Source organism: Microbacterium testaceum, from assembly GCF_029761935.1.
Classification (GTDB): domain Bacteria; phylum Actinomycetota; class Actinomycetes; order Actinomycetales; family Microbacteriaceae; genus Microbacterium; species Microbacterium testaceum_A.
The window spans coordinates 881,661-895,646 of record NZ_CP121699.1; the positions used below are offsets into that span (position 1 = coordinate 881,661).

Genomic DNA, 13,986 nt, shown 5'->3' on the forward strand with positions numbered 1-13,986 from the left:
GGCCCCGGCGCGCTGGGGGCGCGGCCCACGAGACCTCGGCGGGCGGACGCGCCGCGGCGGCCCGGCTGTCACCAGAACAGGGCATGTCACGGGAACAGTCGGACATCCTGTCGGACGCCCTGCTCTGGTGGCTTCGTCCTGTTCCCGTGACGACCGGTCCGCGCGTCGGCGGGGCCGGGCCCGGCTCAGCGGGCGAGAGCCCGGTCGACGAGGGCGATCACGTTCTCGGTCCCGGTCCGGATGCCGGTGCGCGCCGCCGCATCGCGCATCGCGGTCCGCCGGTCCTCGTCGGCGAGCAGCGGGACGATCTCGGCGCGGACCCGGTCGGGCGTGAGATCGGCGTCGGCGATGAGCAGCGCGGCCCCGGCACGGACGGCCGCGGCGGCGTTCAGGCTCTGCTCGCCGTTGCCGACCGCATAGGGCACGTACACGGCGGGGATGCCGAGGGCGTTGATCTCGCTGACGGTCGCGGCACCCGAGCGCGACACCACGAAGTCGGCGAGGGCGAAGGCGAGATCCATGCGGTCCACGTACCGGACGACGGCATAGCCCTCGACGCCCGGATCGGGCAGGTCGGAGTTCTGTCCCGTCACGTGCAGCAGCTGCCAACCGGCGTCGAGGACGTCGCGCCAGGCCCCGCCGAACGCGGTGTTCAACCGCAGCGCACCGAGGGAGCCCCCGAACACCAGCAGCGTCGGCTTCTGCGCGTCGAGCCCGAAGTGCGCGGCGGCCTCCGCACGCAGAGCGGGGGCGTCGAGCTCGACGATCTCGCGGCGAAGCGGCATCCCGACCTCTTTCGCACCGCGCAGCGGCGTGCCCTCGAAGGCGACGCCGACGCCCGCGGCACCCCGCGCCCCGAGCACGTTCGCGAGCCCCGGCTTGGCATTGGCCTCGTGCACCACGAAGGGGACGCGCTCGCGGCGGGCCGCGACGTAGGCGGGCGCCGCCGCGTACCCCCCGAAACCGACGACGACGTCGACCCCGCGCGAGCGGATGAGTCGGCGCACGTGCGCGACGGCGCGCAGGAAGCGCACCGGGAACGCCGCGGCGGCCCCGTTGGGACGGCGCGGGAAGGGGACCTTCGCAACGGTGACCAGTTCGTACCCGCGCAGCGGGACGAGACGCGACTCGAGGCCCTCTCGTGTGCCGAGCACGAGCACGTCGGCCGAGGCGTCGCGGGCGCGCAGTCCGTCGGCGACCGCGAGCAGGGGGTTCACATGCCCGGCGGTGCCGCCGCCGGCGAGGAGGTAAGTGGTCACCGTTCGACCCTAACCAGGTCGGGCGGTGCTCCGTCGCCGCCCCCGAACGTCAGCCGCGCGGTCGACGGGCGGATGCCGCGGCCCGCCGCGCCGCCCGCGGAGGCGTCTCGCCCGCCGCGCGACGGTCGGGAAGCGTCCGCGCGCACGACAGCAGCACACCGCACCCGATCAGCACCGACAGCAGCGAGGTCCCGCCCTGCGACATGAACGGTAGCGGCACACCGAGAACCGGGAACACGCGGAGGACGACCGCGACGTTGATCATGGCCTGACCGACGATCCAGATGGTCACGCCGCCCGCGACGATCCGGACGAAGGGGTCGTCGGTGCGGCGGATGATGTGGAAGGCGCCGACCGCGAACAGACCGAAGAGGGCGAGGACGACGATGCATCCGATCAGCCCCATCTCCTCCCCCACGATCGCGAAGATGTAGTCGTTCGCCGCGGCGGGGAGCCAGTCGTACTTCTCGGCCGAGTTGCCCAGGCCCACACCGAAGATCCCGCCCGCCGCGAGCCCCCAGATGCCGTGCAGCGGCTGGTAGCAGTCACCGAGGTAGTTGGCGATGCAGTCCTGGTCGAGGAAGCTCATGATGCGGCGCATGCGGTCGGCGCTCGTGATGGCGAACAACGCGATCGCGCCCAGGGCCGCGAGGGCCGGCAGCACGAAGATGCGCAGCTTGACCCCTGAGAAGAACAGCGCCCCGAGCAGGACGAGCACGAGGATCATCGTCGTACCCAGGTCTTTTCCGCCCATGACGGTGGCGACCACGAGGGCGAAGACAGGAACGATCGGGATGAACACGTGTCGCCAGTCGCCCAGCAGCGTCTGCTTGCGGTACAGGACGTAGCCCAGCCACAGCGCGAGAGCGAGCTTGAGGAACTCGGCCGGCTGCGCCTGGATGCCTGCGATGCTGATCCAGTTGCGGTTACCGTTCGCCGAGATGCCCAGCGGAGTGAACACCAGCAACTGGAAGAGCGTCGCCAGGATCAGCGCCGGCCACGCCATTCGCTTCCAGAAGCGCAGCGGAGCACGGCTGAGCACGAACATCAGCGGGATGCCGATGACGGCGAAGACGGCCTGCTTGAGGACGTGGTCGAAAGGGCTCTGCGCGCCGTCGAGCGCCGAGGTGGCCGATAGCACCATGACCAGGCCGAACCCGGTGAGCAGGAGCGCCGCCGAGGTGATGAGCAGGAACTCGCTGGGCACGGGCCGGAACGCCCTGCCCAGGGAGACGCGGGCGGCGAGGCCGGCGCGCGCGGGCTCATCGGGGCTCTGCCGCGGACGAGGTGCCGTCGTGGTCACGCGAGTCCCCTCAGTCGTGCGGTCGAGATTCTCCGTCTCGGCCCGCGATCCACGCCCGCACCGCCTCGGCGAAGCGGTCGCCGCGGTCGGAGTAGGACGAGAACTGATCGAAGGACGCCGCCGCGGGAGCGAGGAGAACGGTGTCTCCCTCCCGGGCCACACCCGCCGCCAGTTCGACGACCTGGGCCATGACGTCTTCAGTCTCAGCGTGGTCGACCTCGAACAGCGGCACCGCCGGGGCGTGTCGCCCGAACGCCGCCACGATCTCGTCACGCTCGGTGCCGATCACGATCGCGGCCCGCACCGAAGCGCCCCGAGCGCGCACGAGGTCGCTCAGGTCGACGCCCTTGAGCAGACCGCCGACCACCCACACCGCGCCGGGGTACGCCGCGAGCGACGAGGCCGCCGCGTGCGGGTTCGTCGCCTTCGAGTCGTCGACCCAGGTGACTCCGAGGTGCGCCCCGACGACCTGGATGCGGTGCGGGTCGAGCCGGAAGCGTTCGAGCGTGTCGTGGATGTGCGCGGGCGTGGCCCCGAGGGAGCGTGCAAGGGCCGAGGCAGCGAGGATGTTCGCGACCATGTGGGGAGCCGCGAGGCCGCGCTGGGCGAGGTCCGCCACCGTCGTCAGTTCGAGGGCCGAGGTGGCGCGCTCTTCGAGGAAGGCCCGATCGACGAGGATGCCGTCGACCACACCGAGGTCGCTCGGACCGGGGACCCCCAGATCGAAGCCGATGGCGCGCGCGCCCTCGACGACCTCGGCGTCTTCGACCATCTCGCGGGTCGCGACGTCGGCCTTGTTGTAGACGCAGGCCACGCGCGTGCGGGCGTAGATGCCGGCCTTCGCCGCGCGGTACGCGTCCGCGCCGCCGTGCCACTCGAGGTGGTCGTCGGCCAGGTTGAGGCAGACGGCCGCGTGCGGCGAGAGGGCGTCGGGTCCGGACTGCTGGTTCAGGTACCAGAGCTGGTGGCTCGAGAGCTCGACGACGAACACGTCGAACCCACCCGGGTCGCGCACGGCGTCGAGCACGGGAGTGCCGATGTTGCCGACGGGAACGGCCCACTGACCCGCCGTCATGAGCATCTCGGCGGTCAGACGCGTGGTGGTGGTCTTGCCGTTCGTCCCAGTGATGAGCACCCAGTCGGCGGGGCGCCCGTCCGGACGGACCACCTTGTCACGGACGCGCCAGGCGAGCTCGACGTCGCCCCACAGCGCGATGCCCCGCTCCTGCGTCCACGCGATCACGGGGTGGTGCGGGGGGAAGCCGGGGGATGCCACGACCACCTCGGGCGCGAAGTCCGCCATCTCTGCGGGCACGGTGTCGAGCGGACCCTCGTGCAGGCGCACGCCCAGAACCGGGAGCAGGCGCGAATACTCGGCATCCGCTCTCTCCGTCACCACGAGCACCTCGGCGCCGAGCTCGGCGAGGGTGTCGGCGACCGAGAAGCCGGTGACCGACAAGCCGAGGACGACGACGCGCAGGCCCTTCCAGTCGGCGTGCCAGCTGGTCAGGGTGGAGAGGTCGGTCATACGCGGGACAGCCATTCGACGTAGAAGAATCCGATGCCCGAGACGGCGAGGAGACCGGCGATGATCCACATGCGCACGACGATGGTGACCTCGGGCCACCCGCGCATCTCGAGGTGGTGGTGCAGGGGGCTCATGAGGAAGAGGCGCTTGCCCCGGGTCACCTTGAAGTAGGCCCGCTGAAGGATGACCGATCCCGAGGCGATCACGTAGACGCCGGCGATGAGGATGAGGAGGAGCTCGGTGCGGGTGAAGATCGCGAGGGCGGCGATCACCCCACCGATCGCCATCGACCCGCAGTCGCCCATGAAGACCTTCGCCTTGGGGGCGTTCCACCAGAGGAATCCGACCAGGGCGCCGACGAACGACGCCCCCACGATCGCCAGGTCGAACGGATCGCGCACGGCGTAGCAGCCGGCTTGCACGGTCGGGTCGAGGACATCGGCGCAGACCTGCTTGTTCTGCCAGAACGCCATCAGGCTGTAGGCGCCGACGACGAAGATGCCCGAGCCCGCGGCGAGGCCGTCGAGACCGTCGGCCACGTTGACGGAGTTCGAGGTGGCCGTTCCGATCAGCGAGATCCACGCCAGGTACAGCAGCCACCCGAGGATCGGGCCGAGCGCGAAGAACGACAGCAGCTGGATGTCACGGAACACCGAGACGTACCCCGAGGCGGCGGTCTGCCCGACGGTGTTGGGGAAGTTCAGGGCGACGATGGCGAACGGCACCGCGACGATCACCTGACCGGCGATCTTGCGCCATCCCGAGAGCCCCAGGCTGCGCTGCTGGCGGATCTTCATGTAGTCGTCGATGAAGCCGACGACACCGAAACCGAGCATGAGCCAGAGGACGAGGAGTCCCGACACGGTCGGGGGGTTGTTCCCGGCGTACGAGCCGATGAAGTATCCGACCATCGTGCCGAGGATGAAGATCGTCCCGCCCATGGTGGGCGTGCCGCGCTTCGCTCCGTGCGAGGGGTTGTGCACGTTCTCGGGGGTGCGGATGACCTGCCCCCAGCCCCACTTCCGGAACCAGCGGAGGAAGACCGGGGTGAGGAAAAGGGTGAAGGCGAGCGAGATCGCAGCCGAAGTCAGAAGTGATCTCACGCGAACAAGTCTCCCAGACGGTCGCCGAGGTGCCGGAGCCCCGCCGAGTTGGACGACTTCACCAGCACGCGATCACCGTCACGCAGTTCGGTCGAAAGGTAGTCGTAGGCCGCGTCGGCGTCGGCGAAGAAGACCGCCTCGCCGTCCCACGAGCCCTGGGCGATCGCCTCGAGGTACATACGGCGCGCCTCGGGGCCGATCACGACGATGCGCTGGATGCGCAGGCGCACGGCCAGAAGACCGACCCGGTCGTGCTCCTCGTCGGCGTACTCCCCCAGCTCGCTCATCGCACCCAGCACGGCGACGGTGCGCTCGTCGGGGCCGGTGATCTGCGCGAGGGTGCGCAGAGCTGCGGCCATCGAGTCGGGGCTGGCGTTGTACGCGTCGTTGATGATGCGCACGCGATCGGAGCCGAGGGGCTGCATGCGCCAGCGCTCGGCGATCTCGACGGTCTCGAGGCGCGCGATCGCGTCGGCCGCGGGCACGCCGAGGGCGGTGGCGGCGGCCAGGGCCGCGAGGGCGTTCATCACGTGGTGCTCGCCGAGCACCCGCAGGGTGAGGGTGAAGGGTTCTCCGTCGACCAGCAGATCGGCGCGGGTGCCGGATGCCGACACCTCGACGTCGACGGCCCGGACCTCGGCCCGCTCGCCCCGACCGAACCACCGCACGTCCTGCCCGCGCTCGCGCGCGATCGGCTCCATCGCGGCGACGCGAGGGTCGTCGGCGTTGAGCACCGCGAGGCCGCCCTCGCGGGTCGCCTTCACCAGCTCGCTCTTGGCGTGGAACGTCGACTCGATGCCGCCGAAGCCGCCGGCGTGGGCCATGCCCACCATGAGGACGACGCCGATGTCGGGGGTGACGAGCCCGGCGAGGTGGGCGATGGCCCCGGGGGCGCTCGCCCCGAACTCGCTCACCAGGAAGCGGGTGCCCTCGGTGACGCGCAGCATCGTGAGAGGGGCGCCCACCTCGTTGTTGAACGAGGCGCGCGGCGCCACCGTCTCGCCCTCGTCCTCGAGGATGCGGGCGAGGAGGTTCTTGGTGGTCGTCTTGCCGTTGGATCCGGTGATGCCGACGATCTTGAGCTCGCCGGTCTCGCGAACCCGAGCCACCACGTCGCGGGCCAGGTCGCTGAGGGCGGCCACGGCATCCGGAACGACGATCTGACTCACGCCGTCGTCGAGCTCGCGTTCGACGATCGCGAGGGCGGCTCCCCGCTCGACGGCGGTTCCGACGAAGAGATGACCGTCGGTGGTCTCACCGGGCTTGGCGACGAAGATCCCGCCGGGTTCGATCAGGCGCGAGTCGGTGTCGACGAGGCCCGAGACCCGGGTGTCGGGGGTGTCGTCGCCGCGGACGACGAGGCGCCCGCCGAGCACGTCGGCGAGGTGGGAGAGGCTGAGGGAGATCATTGCTGTGGGACGCCCTTTCCGGTCGCATTCGTTACCGAGACGAGACCGAGACGGGCTCTTTCTCAGCCGAACTTGGGCAGTTCGGGGGTCGTGGTTCCGGAGGGGATCACCCGGTAGGACTTGAGAACCTGGGTGAGGGCCTTCTGGAACGCGGGGGCGGTGGCCGCCGACGATTTTACCGTCCGCGGCTCGTCCAGGTTGACCGCGACCACGTACTGCGGGTCGTCGGCGGGGGCGAAACCGATCATCGTCGTGAAGTACGCGTCGGGCTTGTAGGCGCCCGTGTTCTCGTCGACCTTCTCACCGGTACCGGTCTTGATCGCGATGCGGTAACCCGGGATCGCGATCTTCGAGGCCAGCTCACCCTGCGTGGCGACGTTCTCGAGCATGAGCGAGACCTCCTTCGCCGTATCGGGCGAGACGACCTGCGTGCCGTCGGTGGGCGGGACGTCGGTGACCGTGCCGTCGGCCGCGGTGCAGCCCTCGACGATCGACAGCGGCTTCTTGAGTCCCCCGTTGGCGATGGTCTGGTACGCGCCCACGAGCTGCGGCACGGTGACCGACAAGCCCTGGCCGAAGGCGGTGTTGTAGAAGGTCTGCTTGTCCCAGTCCTGCACCGGGTGCAGGATGCCGCCGGACTCGCCGGGGAACCCGATCGAGCTGACCGAGCCCATGCCGAACTTCTGCAGGTAGTCGAAGCGCGTCTGGGCGGGGATCATCTCGGCGAACTTCGAGATGCCCACGTTCGAGGAGTCGATGAGCACGCCGGTGGGCGTGTACACGTTCGGGCCGTGCGAGAACGCGTCCGAGACCCGGGCGTCACCGCCGAGGACCTCTCGCCCCGAGGCGGTCACGGTGGTCTGCGGCGTGTACGAGCCGCTGTCGAGGCCGATCGCCGTCGTGAGCGCCTTGAACGTCGACCCGGGCTCGAAGGGGCTCGAGAACGCGCGGCTGCCGCGGTCGTCGGGCGAGGTGGCGGTCGGGTCGTTGGGGTCGACCGTGGGGTACTCGGCGAGGGCGCGGATCTTGCCCGTCTTCGCCTCGACGACCGTGATCGTGCCGCGGAGCGAACCGGTGTTCTGCACCTGTTCCGCGATGAGCTGCTGGAGGTACCACTGCAGGTCGCGGTCGATCGTGAGCTTGAGGGTGCCGCCGTCGACTGCCGGCTGCGTCACGACCTCGGTGCCGGGGAGCACCACGCCGTCGCGGCTCTGCTGGAAGACGACCTTGCCGTTGGTCGAGGCGAGGCAGTCGTTGTCGGCCGACTCGAGGCCCGCGAGGGCCTGCCCGTCGCTGCCGACGAAACCGAGCAGGTTTCCCGCCACCGCGCCGTCGGGATACATCCGGCCCGCTTGCGGCGGGAAGCTGAGGAACGGCAGCCCCAGGGCCACGAGGGCCCGGTACTGCTCGGTCGAGACGCTCTTCGCGATCATGGCGTAGCGCGAGTCGGGGTTGTCGGCCACGGCATCCTGGACGATCTTCTGCACGTCCGCGGCGCTCTGGCCGGTGACGGCGGCGATCCGGGCGGCGAGCTCGGGCCACGCGGTCGTGGTCTCGTTGCCGTCGTCGTCGCGTGTGGTCACGCCCTTGGCCGCGAGCATCGGGTCGATCTGCACGTCGTAGCGGTTGACGCTCGTGGCGAGGGGGACGCCGTTGTCGTCGACGATGGAGCCGCGGGAGGCGTACTCGACGCGGGAGTTCTGCAGGCCCATCGAGAGCGAGTCGTCCACGTGATCGCGGGCGTTGACGACCTGGATGTCGACCAGTCGGACGACGAAGGCGAGGATCACGATCAGAACGACCGCGAGGGCGACGACGGTGCGACGCCGCGGGGACCGGGAGGTTGTCGTCGTCATGGCTCTCATCGTGTCGCGGGAGTCGGCAGACCGTCGCTGATCGGCGGGGGTGTCGCCGATTGGGTGGTGGGGGCGGCGGCCTCGGTCGGTGCGGCCGCTCCGGGCGCCGCGGGTGCGGGGGTCGCCGCGCCGTTCTCGGTGGTGGATGCCGCCGGGTCGGTGACCAGCGGCACGCCCGAGATCAGCGCGTTGCCGACCGAGCCGCGGCCTTTCGCATCGACGGACGAGGCCGCGTCGGCGGGCTTGTTGGAGCCGATGACGGCACCGTCGCTGAGGCGGAGGTAGGTGGGCGACTCGTCGATCACCATGCCCAGGGCTGCGGCGTTCGCCGCGAGGTACTGGGGCGAGCTGAGTCCCGCGCTCTCGTCGGAGAGGATCTGCTTCTGGTAGGTCAGGTCGCGCTGCTGCTGGGTCAGCGACGAGATCTCGAACGAGCTCTGCGTCGTGAGGATGCCGAGGCTCATCTGGACCACGACGATGGTCAGCGCCCCGAGCACGGCGACGACGCCGAAGAGGCGTCGCGGTGCCCGACGACGCGCGGTCGCGGGGACGACGGTGAGTCGACGCTCGCGGACCGGCGTGGGGAAGTCGGGAAGGAAGGCTGCATCGATGGCCTGGGGCGCGCTCATGCGTCCTCCCGGATTCTCTCGGCCGCGCGCAGTCGCACGGGGGTGGCGCGGGGGTTGATCTCGCGCTCTTCGTCGCTCGCGAGTTCGGCCCCCCGGACGAGTAGCTTGAACGTCGGCGCGTGCTCGGGCAGCTCGACGGGCAGGCCGCGGGGTGCGGTCGAGGTGGAAGCGTCGGCGAACACGCGCTTGACCAGTCGGTCCTCCAGCGACTGGTACGACAGCACGACGATGCGGCCGCCGACTCCCAGCACCTCGAGGGCGGCGGGGATCGTGCGCTCGAGCACCGACAGCTCGGCGTTGACCTCGATGCGCAGGGCCTGGAAGACGCGCTTGGCGGGATGGCGCTCGCGCAGCACCGCGGCCGGGGTCGCGGCTTGCAGCACGTCGACGAGCTGGCCCGAGCGCTCGAGCGGAGCCTGGGCGCGGGCGGCGATGATGGCGCGGGCGTAGCGGCCGGCGAGCTTCTCTTCGCCGTAGCGCTCGAAGATGCGTCGCAGGTCGCCCTCGCCGTAGGTGGCGAGCACCTCGGCTGCGGTGACGCCGGTGGTCTGGTCCATGCGCATGTCGAGCGGGGCGTCTTGCGCGTAGGCGAAGCCACGGGCGGCCTCGTCGAGCTGCAGAGACGAGACACCCAGGTCGAACAGGATGCCGTCGACCTTGTCGACACCGGCGGATGCCACGGCCTCGGCGATGCCGTCGTAGACGGTGTGGACGAGGGTGACGCGGTCGCCGAAGCGCTTCAGTCGCTCCCCCGCGATGCGCAGAGCGTCGGTGTCGCGGTCGAGGCCGATGAGCCGGGCCTGCGGGAACCGCTCGAGGAACGCCTCGGAGTGCCCGCCCATGCCGAGCGTGCCGTCGACGAAGACGGAGCCCGGCTTCTGCAGGGCGGCGCCGAGCAGCTCGACGCAGCGCTCGAGCAGGACCGGGGTGTGGATGTCGCGGATGTCCATGATGTGTCGGGCCGAACCTTCGGACTCTGATCCCCATCCGCTTCGACCTGGCGCCGGGGAAGTGCGTCAGGGCGAGCGGCTGGGCATCACAGCCGAAGGGTCAGAAGAGTCCCGGGATCACCTCCTGCTCCATCTCGGCGTACGTCTCTTCGTTGCTCTCCGCGTAGGAGTTCCAGGCCTCGGCGTCCCAGATCTCGGCGTGCGCGCCGACGCCGGTGACGACGAGTTCGCGCCCGAGCCCGGCGTAGGTGCGCAGGGCGGGCGGGACGGTGATGCGGTTCTGGCTGTCGGGCTTCTCGGCGCTCGCCCCCGAGAGGAACATGCGCAGGAAGTCGCGGGCCTGCTTGTTGCTGAGCGGGGCCTCGCGGATCCGCTCGTGAACGCGCTCGAACTCCTCGGTGCTGAACACGTAGAGGCAGCGGTCCTGCCCGCGCGTGATCACCACTCCGGCGCCGAGATCGTCACGGAACTTCGCCGGCAGGATGACCCGACCCTTGTCGTCGAGCTTGGGTGTGTGCGTTCCGAGCAGCATTCGGGCGTCCACCCCCTTCGTCCGGCCTGCGAAGTTTTCCCCACTTTACTCCACCGCCCTCCACTTCGCTATCGAAAACAGGACTCTTCTGCGGAGAACCGCGGCCGTGTACAGTGGTCGACCACCCCGGCGCAGCACCGCACTTTCCGCGTCTTTCCGCGGCGCGACGGCACCTCGCACTCCCCGCGGACGCCTCGGTGGAGCAAAAGGGAGGGATTCGAGCCCGGATGCCGACTCCTCACCCCCTCCACTTCGTCACTCACCCGTCGACAAGGGCGCCGGGCGCACGAAAAAGCACCGGCTCCGAAGAGCCGGTGCTGAGGTGGTACGAGGGCGAAGCTTAGGGGCCGTCGTGGCGGCGGTCCCAGCGCTCGTTCATGCGGTCCATGAACGAGGAGCCGGAGGCGCGAGCCGGTCGCGGCTTGGCGGCGGCGGGCGCGGTCGGAGCGGCACCCCGCGTCGGGGTGACGGCGAAGATCACGCCGCCGACCATGAGGAGGAAGCCCAGCACGCCGACGGCGATGCCGACGAAACCGGTGTTGAAGCCGATCGACACGCCCGCAACGAGGGCGCCGAGACCCGCGAGCACCAGGATCGAGCCGAGGACGATGTTGCGGTAGCTGAGGGCACGACTGGGGGCGGACACCACATCGGTGTCGTTGCTCATGAGATGGCGCTCCATCTCATCCAGTAGACGCTGCTCCTGCTCTGACAGTGGCATGCATCCCCCTCTGTTGTTCGTTGCGGACGATTCTACGCGCGGCGTGGATCACTAGGCTAGGCCCGTGCCGACCTCCCCGGAACCGATCGAAGCTGTTTCCCAGCGACTCGACAAGTTCCTCTCCGAACAGCTATCGTACGCCTCCGCGCTCGGCCCCGAGGCCGAGTCCCTCACCCGCGCGGGGGCCTCCGCCCTCCGCGGTGGCAAGCGCCTGCGGGCGCGCTTCTGCCTCGCGGGGTGGCGGGCCGTGGACGCTATCGACGCGCCGTCCGCCGCGGCGTTCGACGAGCCCGCCCTGGCCGTGGCCACCTCGCTCGAGATCTTCCACGCGGCGGCCCTCGTCCACGACGACCTCGTCGACAACAGCGACACGCGCCGGGGTCAGCCCGCCGCGCACCGCGCTCTGCAGAAGGCCCATCAGGATGCCGAGTGGGCGGGTGACTCCGACGCGTTCGGTCGCTCGGGCGCGATCCTGCTCGGCGACCTCCTGGTGGCGTGGAGCGACGACCTCCTCGAGGAAGGCCTCGAGGGCCACCCCTCCGCCGCCGCCACGCGCCGGGCCTACTCCCGCATGCGCCGCGACGTGACGATCGGTCAGTTCCTCGACGTCGCGGAGGAGTCCGCGTACGCCGTCTACTCGGACGACACCCACGCCGAGCGGGCGCTGCGGATCGCCTCGTACAAGTCGGCGCGCTACAGCATCCAGCAGCCCCTGCAGATCGGTGCAGCGCTGGCCGGTGCCGACGACGAGCAGCTCGACGCCCTCGGACGGTTCGGTCACGACGTCGGCATGGCCTTCCAACTGCGCGACGACGTGCTGGGCGTCTTCGGCGACAGCGCCGTCACGGGAAAGCCCGTCGGCGACGACCTGCGCGAGGGCAAGCGCACCGTCCTGGTGGCCTACGCCCGCGAGATGCTCGCGTCCTCGGAGCGCGACAGCTTCGATGCCCTCCTGGGCGACCCCGCTCTCGACGCGGAGCAGATCGCGGCCCTGCAGCAGACGATCGTCGACACCCGCGCCCTCGAGCGCACCGAGACCCTGATCGCCGAGTACGCCGAGCGCGCCGATGCGGCTCTCGCCGACGCGCGCGTCGACACCGGAGCGCTCACCGATCTGCGCGCTCTCGCACGCGCGGCCACCGAGCGCACGGCCTGAGGCCGGGCGGCCTCAGGCGAGGGTCGCGGCGACCCGTCGGACCTCGCTCTTGCGCCCGGCGAGGAGCGCCTCGATGGGCGCGAGACCGATGGTCTCCTCGGGCGTGAGCAGCCAGTCGATGGTCTCGTCGGGGTCGAACCCCGCGTCGTGCAGGACGATGATCGTGCCGCGCAGCGACGGCAGCGGGCGCCCGTCGACGAGGAAGACCGCCGGCACCTTGAACACGCCGTCGCGGCGCGAGCCGACGAGGTAGTGCTCGTCGAAGAGGCGGCGCACGCGCCCGAGCGACTCGTCGAGCATCTCGACCAGGTCGGGAATGGTCAGCCACGCGGTCTCGTAACGGGAAGTCTCACTCACCCCTTCATCCTCTCACTGCCGTCGCCTCGGCCCGTCCCCGATCGTCGTCTTCACTCGAGTCACACCCGTCACAGGGGTCACTTTCATTGACATCCGCCCCGAGGCATGCCACCGTGTCGGGCAGTCGGAAGAACGGAATCCCCCCACCATGAGACGACTCACGCTGTCCCCCCTGCCCTCGCGCCGTCGCACCGCAGTCATCTGGCCCGCCGCCGTGGCGGGCACGATCGCCCTGACCCTCACCGCCGAGCACGCCGCGCACGCCGCACCCCCGGAACCCGCGCTCACCTCTCTCCCGCCCGCTCCCCGCAGTCTCGGGATGCCGGTGCTCGCCGCCGTCACCGTGCCCACCACGTACACGGTCAAGGCGGGAGACACGGTGTGGGGCATCGCCCGCGCGCACGGTCTCGACACCGCCGCGGTCCTCGCGGCCAACGGCTTGGCATCCGATGCCGTCATCCGCCCCGGTCACGTCCTCGCCCTCACACCCGCGGCCGCGCCCGCTCCCCCGGCTCCCGCGGCCCCCGAGGCCGCGCCCCGCACGCACGAGGTGCGTCCCGGCGACACCGTCTCGGCGATCGCCCGCGCCAACGGCGTCTCGCTCGACGCCGTGCTGAGCGCGAACGGGCTCACGCGCGCCTCGATCATCTACCCCGGCGACGTCCTGCGCATCCCGGCGGACTCCCCCGCCCCCGCCGCCGTCGCCCCGGCGACGGCCCCGGGCCTCGACGCCGAGCAGTCCGACAACGCGCGCCTGATCATCCGCGTCGGACGCGAACTGGGCGTCTCGGATCGCGGCATCCTGATCGCCCTCGGCACCGCGATGCAGGAGTCGTGGCTGCGCAACCTCGACTGGGGTGACCGCGATTCGCTGGGCCTCTTCCAGCAGCGGCCCAGTACCGGGTGGGGCACTCCGGAGCAGATCCTCGACCGCGAACGCTCGACGCGCGTGTTCTACGGCGGCGCGGCCGACCCCAACGGCACCGCCACCCGCGGACTCCTCGACATCCCCGGCTGGGACCAGCTCCCCTACGCCGATGCCGCCCAGGCCGTGCAGATCTCGGCCTACCCCGACCGATACGCCCAATGGGAGCAGCCGGCCACCACGTGGCTCGCCGTTCTGGGGTGAGGTGAGGGTGAGCCGCTCCCCGGGCTCACAGGGGGCGCTCCGTAGACTCGACCT

At 70.7% G+C, this 13,986-nt stretch carries 13 protein-coding genes; 2 read left to right on the forward strand and 11 right to left on the reverse strand.

Translation table 11 applies throughout. From position 1 onward, the window contains the following. Positions 1-185: 185 nt before the first annotated feature. The 10 genes from QBE02_RS04275 to QBE02_RS04320 all read right to left on the reverse strand — a co-directional run bounded on the left by QBE02_RS04275 (position 186) and on the right by QBE02_RS04320 (position 11,290). Positions 186-1,259 carry a UDP-N-acetylglucosamine--N-acetylmuramyl-(pentapeptide) pyrophosphoryl-undecaprenol N-acetylglucosamine transferase gene (locus QBE02_RS04275; RefSeq protein ID WP_279367260.1) on the reverse strand — a complete coding sequence of 358 codons (1,074 nt, stop codon included), beginning with the start codon at positions 1,257-1,259 and terminating at the stop codon, positions 186-188. A gap of 49 nt (positions 1,260-1,308) precedes the next feature. Further along, positions 1,309-2,562: a putative lipid II flippase FtsW gene (gene ftsW / locus QBE02_RS04280; RefSeq protein WP_056227735.1), complete on the reverse strand. Its 1,254-nt coding sequence runs from the start codon at positions 2,560-2,562 to the stop codon at positions 1,309-1,311. 10 nt (positions 2,563-2,572) lie between these two features. Beyond that, entirely contained in the window at positions 2,573-4,090 is a 1,518-nt protein-coding gene (gene murD, locus QBE02_RS04285; protein WP_279367261.1) for a UDP-N-acetylmuramoyl-L-alanine--D-glutamate ligase, read from the reverse strand. Then, the gene (mraY, locus tag QBE02_RS04290) at positions 4,087-5,193 is read right to left on the reverse strand and encodes a phospho-N-acetylmuramoyl-pentapeptide-transferase (RefSeq protein ID WP_056227729.1); all 1,107 of its coding nucleotides are present in this window, start codon (positions 5,191-5,193) and stop codon (positions 4,087-4,089) included. The genes murD and mraY overlap by 4 nt, the downstream gene beginning before the upstream one ends. Then, the gene (locus QBE02_RS04295) at positions 5,190-6,602 is read right to left on the reverse strand and encodes a UDP-N-acetylmuramoyl-tripeptide--D-alanyl-D-alanine ligase (RefSeq protein WP_279367262.1); all 1,413 of its coding nucleotides are present in this window, start codon (positions 6,600-6,602) and stop codon (positions 5,190-5,192) included. Before QBE02_RS04295 ends, mraY begins: the two co-directional genes overlap by 4 nt. 62 nt (positions 6,603-6,664) lie before the next feature. Continuing rightward, positions 6,665-8,458: a peptidoglycan D,D-transpeptidase FtsI family protein gene (locus tag QBE02_RS04300; protein WP_268103770.1), complete on the reverse strand. Its 1,794-nt coding sequence runs from the start codon at positions 8,456-8,458 to the stop codon at positions 6,665-6,667. 5 nt (positions 8,459-8,463) lie between these two features. Next, positions 8,464-9,087: a hypothetical protein gene (locus tag QBE02_RS04305; protein WP_279367263.1), complete on the reverse strand. Its 624-nt coding sequence runs from the start codon at positions 9,085-9,087 to the stop codon at positions 8,464-8,466. Next, entirely contained in the window at positions 9,084-10,037 is a 954-nt protein-coding gene (rsmH, locus tag QBE02_RS04310) for a 16S rRNA (cytosine(1402)-N(4))-methyltransferase RsmH (protein ID WP_279367264.1), read from the reverse strand. The genes QBE02_RS04305 and rsmH overlap by 4 nt, the downstream gene beginning before the upstream one ends. 100 nt (positions 10,038-10,137) lie before the next feature. Beyond that, positions 10,138-10,569: a division/cell wall cluster transcriptional repressor MraZ gene (gene mraZ / locus QBE02_RS04315; RefSeq protein ID WP_056227713.1), complete on the reverse strand. Its 432-nt coding sequence runs from the start codon at positions 10,567-10,569 to the stop codon at positions 10,138-10,140. 340 nt (positions 10,570-10,909) lie between these two features. Beyond that, positions 10,910-11,290, reverse strand: coding sequence for a DUF3040 domain-containing protein (locus QBE02_RS04320; protein WP_056227710.1), 381 nt, complete (start codon positions 11,288-11,290; stop codon positions 10,910-10,912). A gap of 64 nt (positions 11,291-11,354) precedes the next feature. Here QBE02_RS04320 and QBE02_RS04325 point away from each other — a divergent pair, with 64 nt between their 5' ends. Continuing rightward, positions 11,355-12,446: a polyprenyl synthetase family protein gene (locus tag QBE02_RS04325; protein WP_279367265.1), complete on the forward strand. Its 1,092-nt coding sequence runs from the start codon at positions 11,355-11,357 to the stop codon at positions 12,444-12,446. 12 nt (positions 12,447-12,458) lie between these two features. On the opposite strand, the gene QBE02_RS04330 is transcribed toward QBE02_RS04325, so the two are convergent. Continuing rightward, the gene (locus tag QBE02_RS04330; RefSeq protein ID WP_326493361.1) at positions 12,459-12,803 is read right to left on the reverse strand and encodes an Rv2175c family DNA-binding protein; all 345 of its coding nucleotides are present in this window, start codon (positions 12,801-12,803) and stop codon (positions 12,459-12,461) included. A 148-nt stretch (positions 12,804-12,951) separates the two neighbouring features. On the opposite strand from QBE02_RS04330, the gene QBE02_RS04335 reads away from it, so the two are divergent. After that, positions 12,952-13,932, forward strand: a complete 981-nt coding sequence (locus QBE02_RS04335; RefSeq protein WP_279367266.1) for a LysM peptidoglycan-binding domain-containing protein — start codon at positions 12,952-12,954, stop codon at positions 13,930-13,932. Positions 13,933-13,986 lie beyond the last annotated feature (54 nt).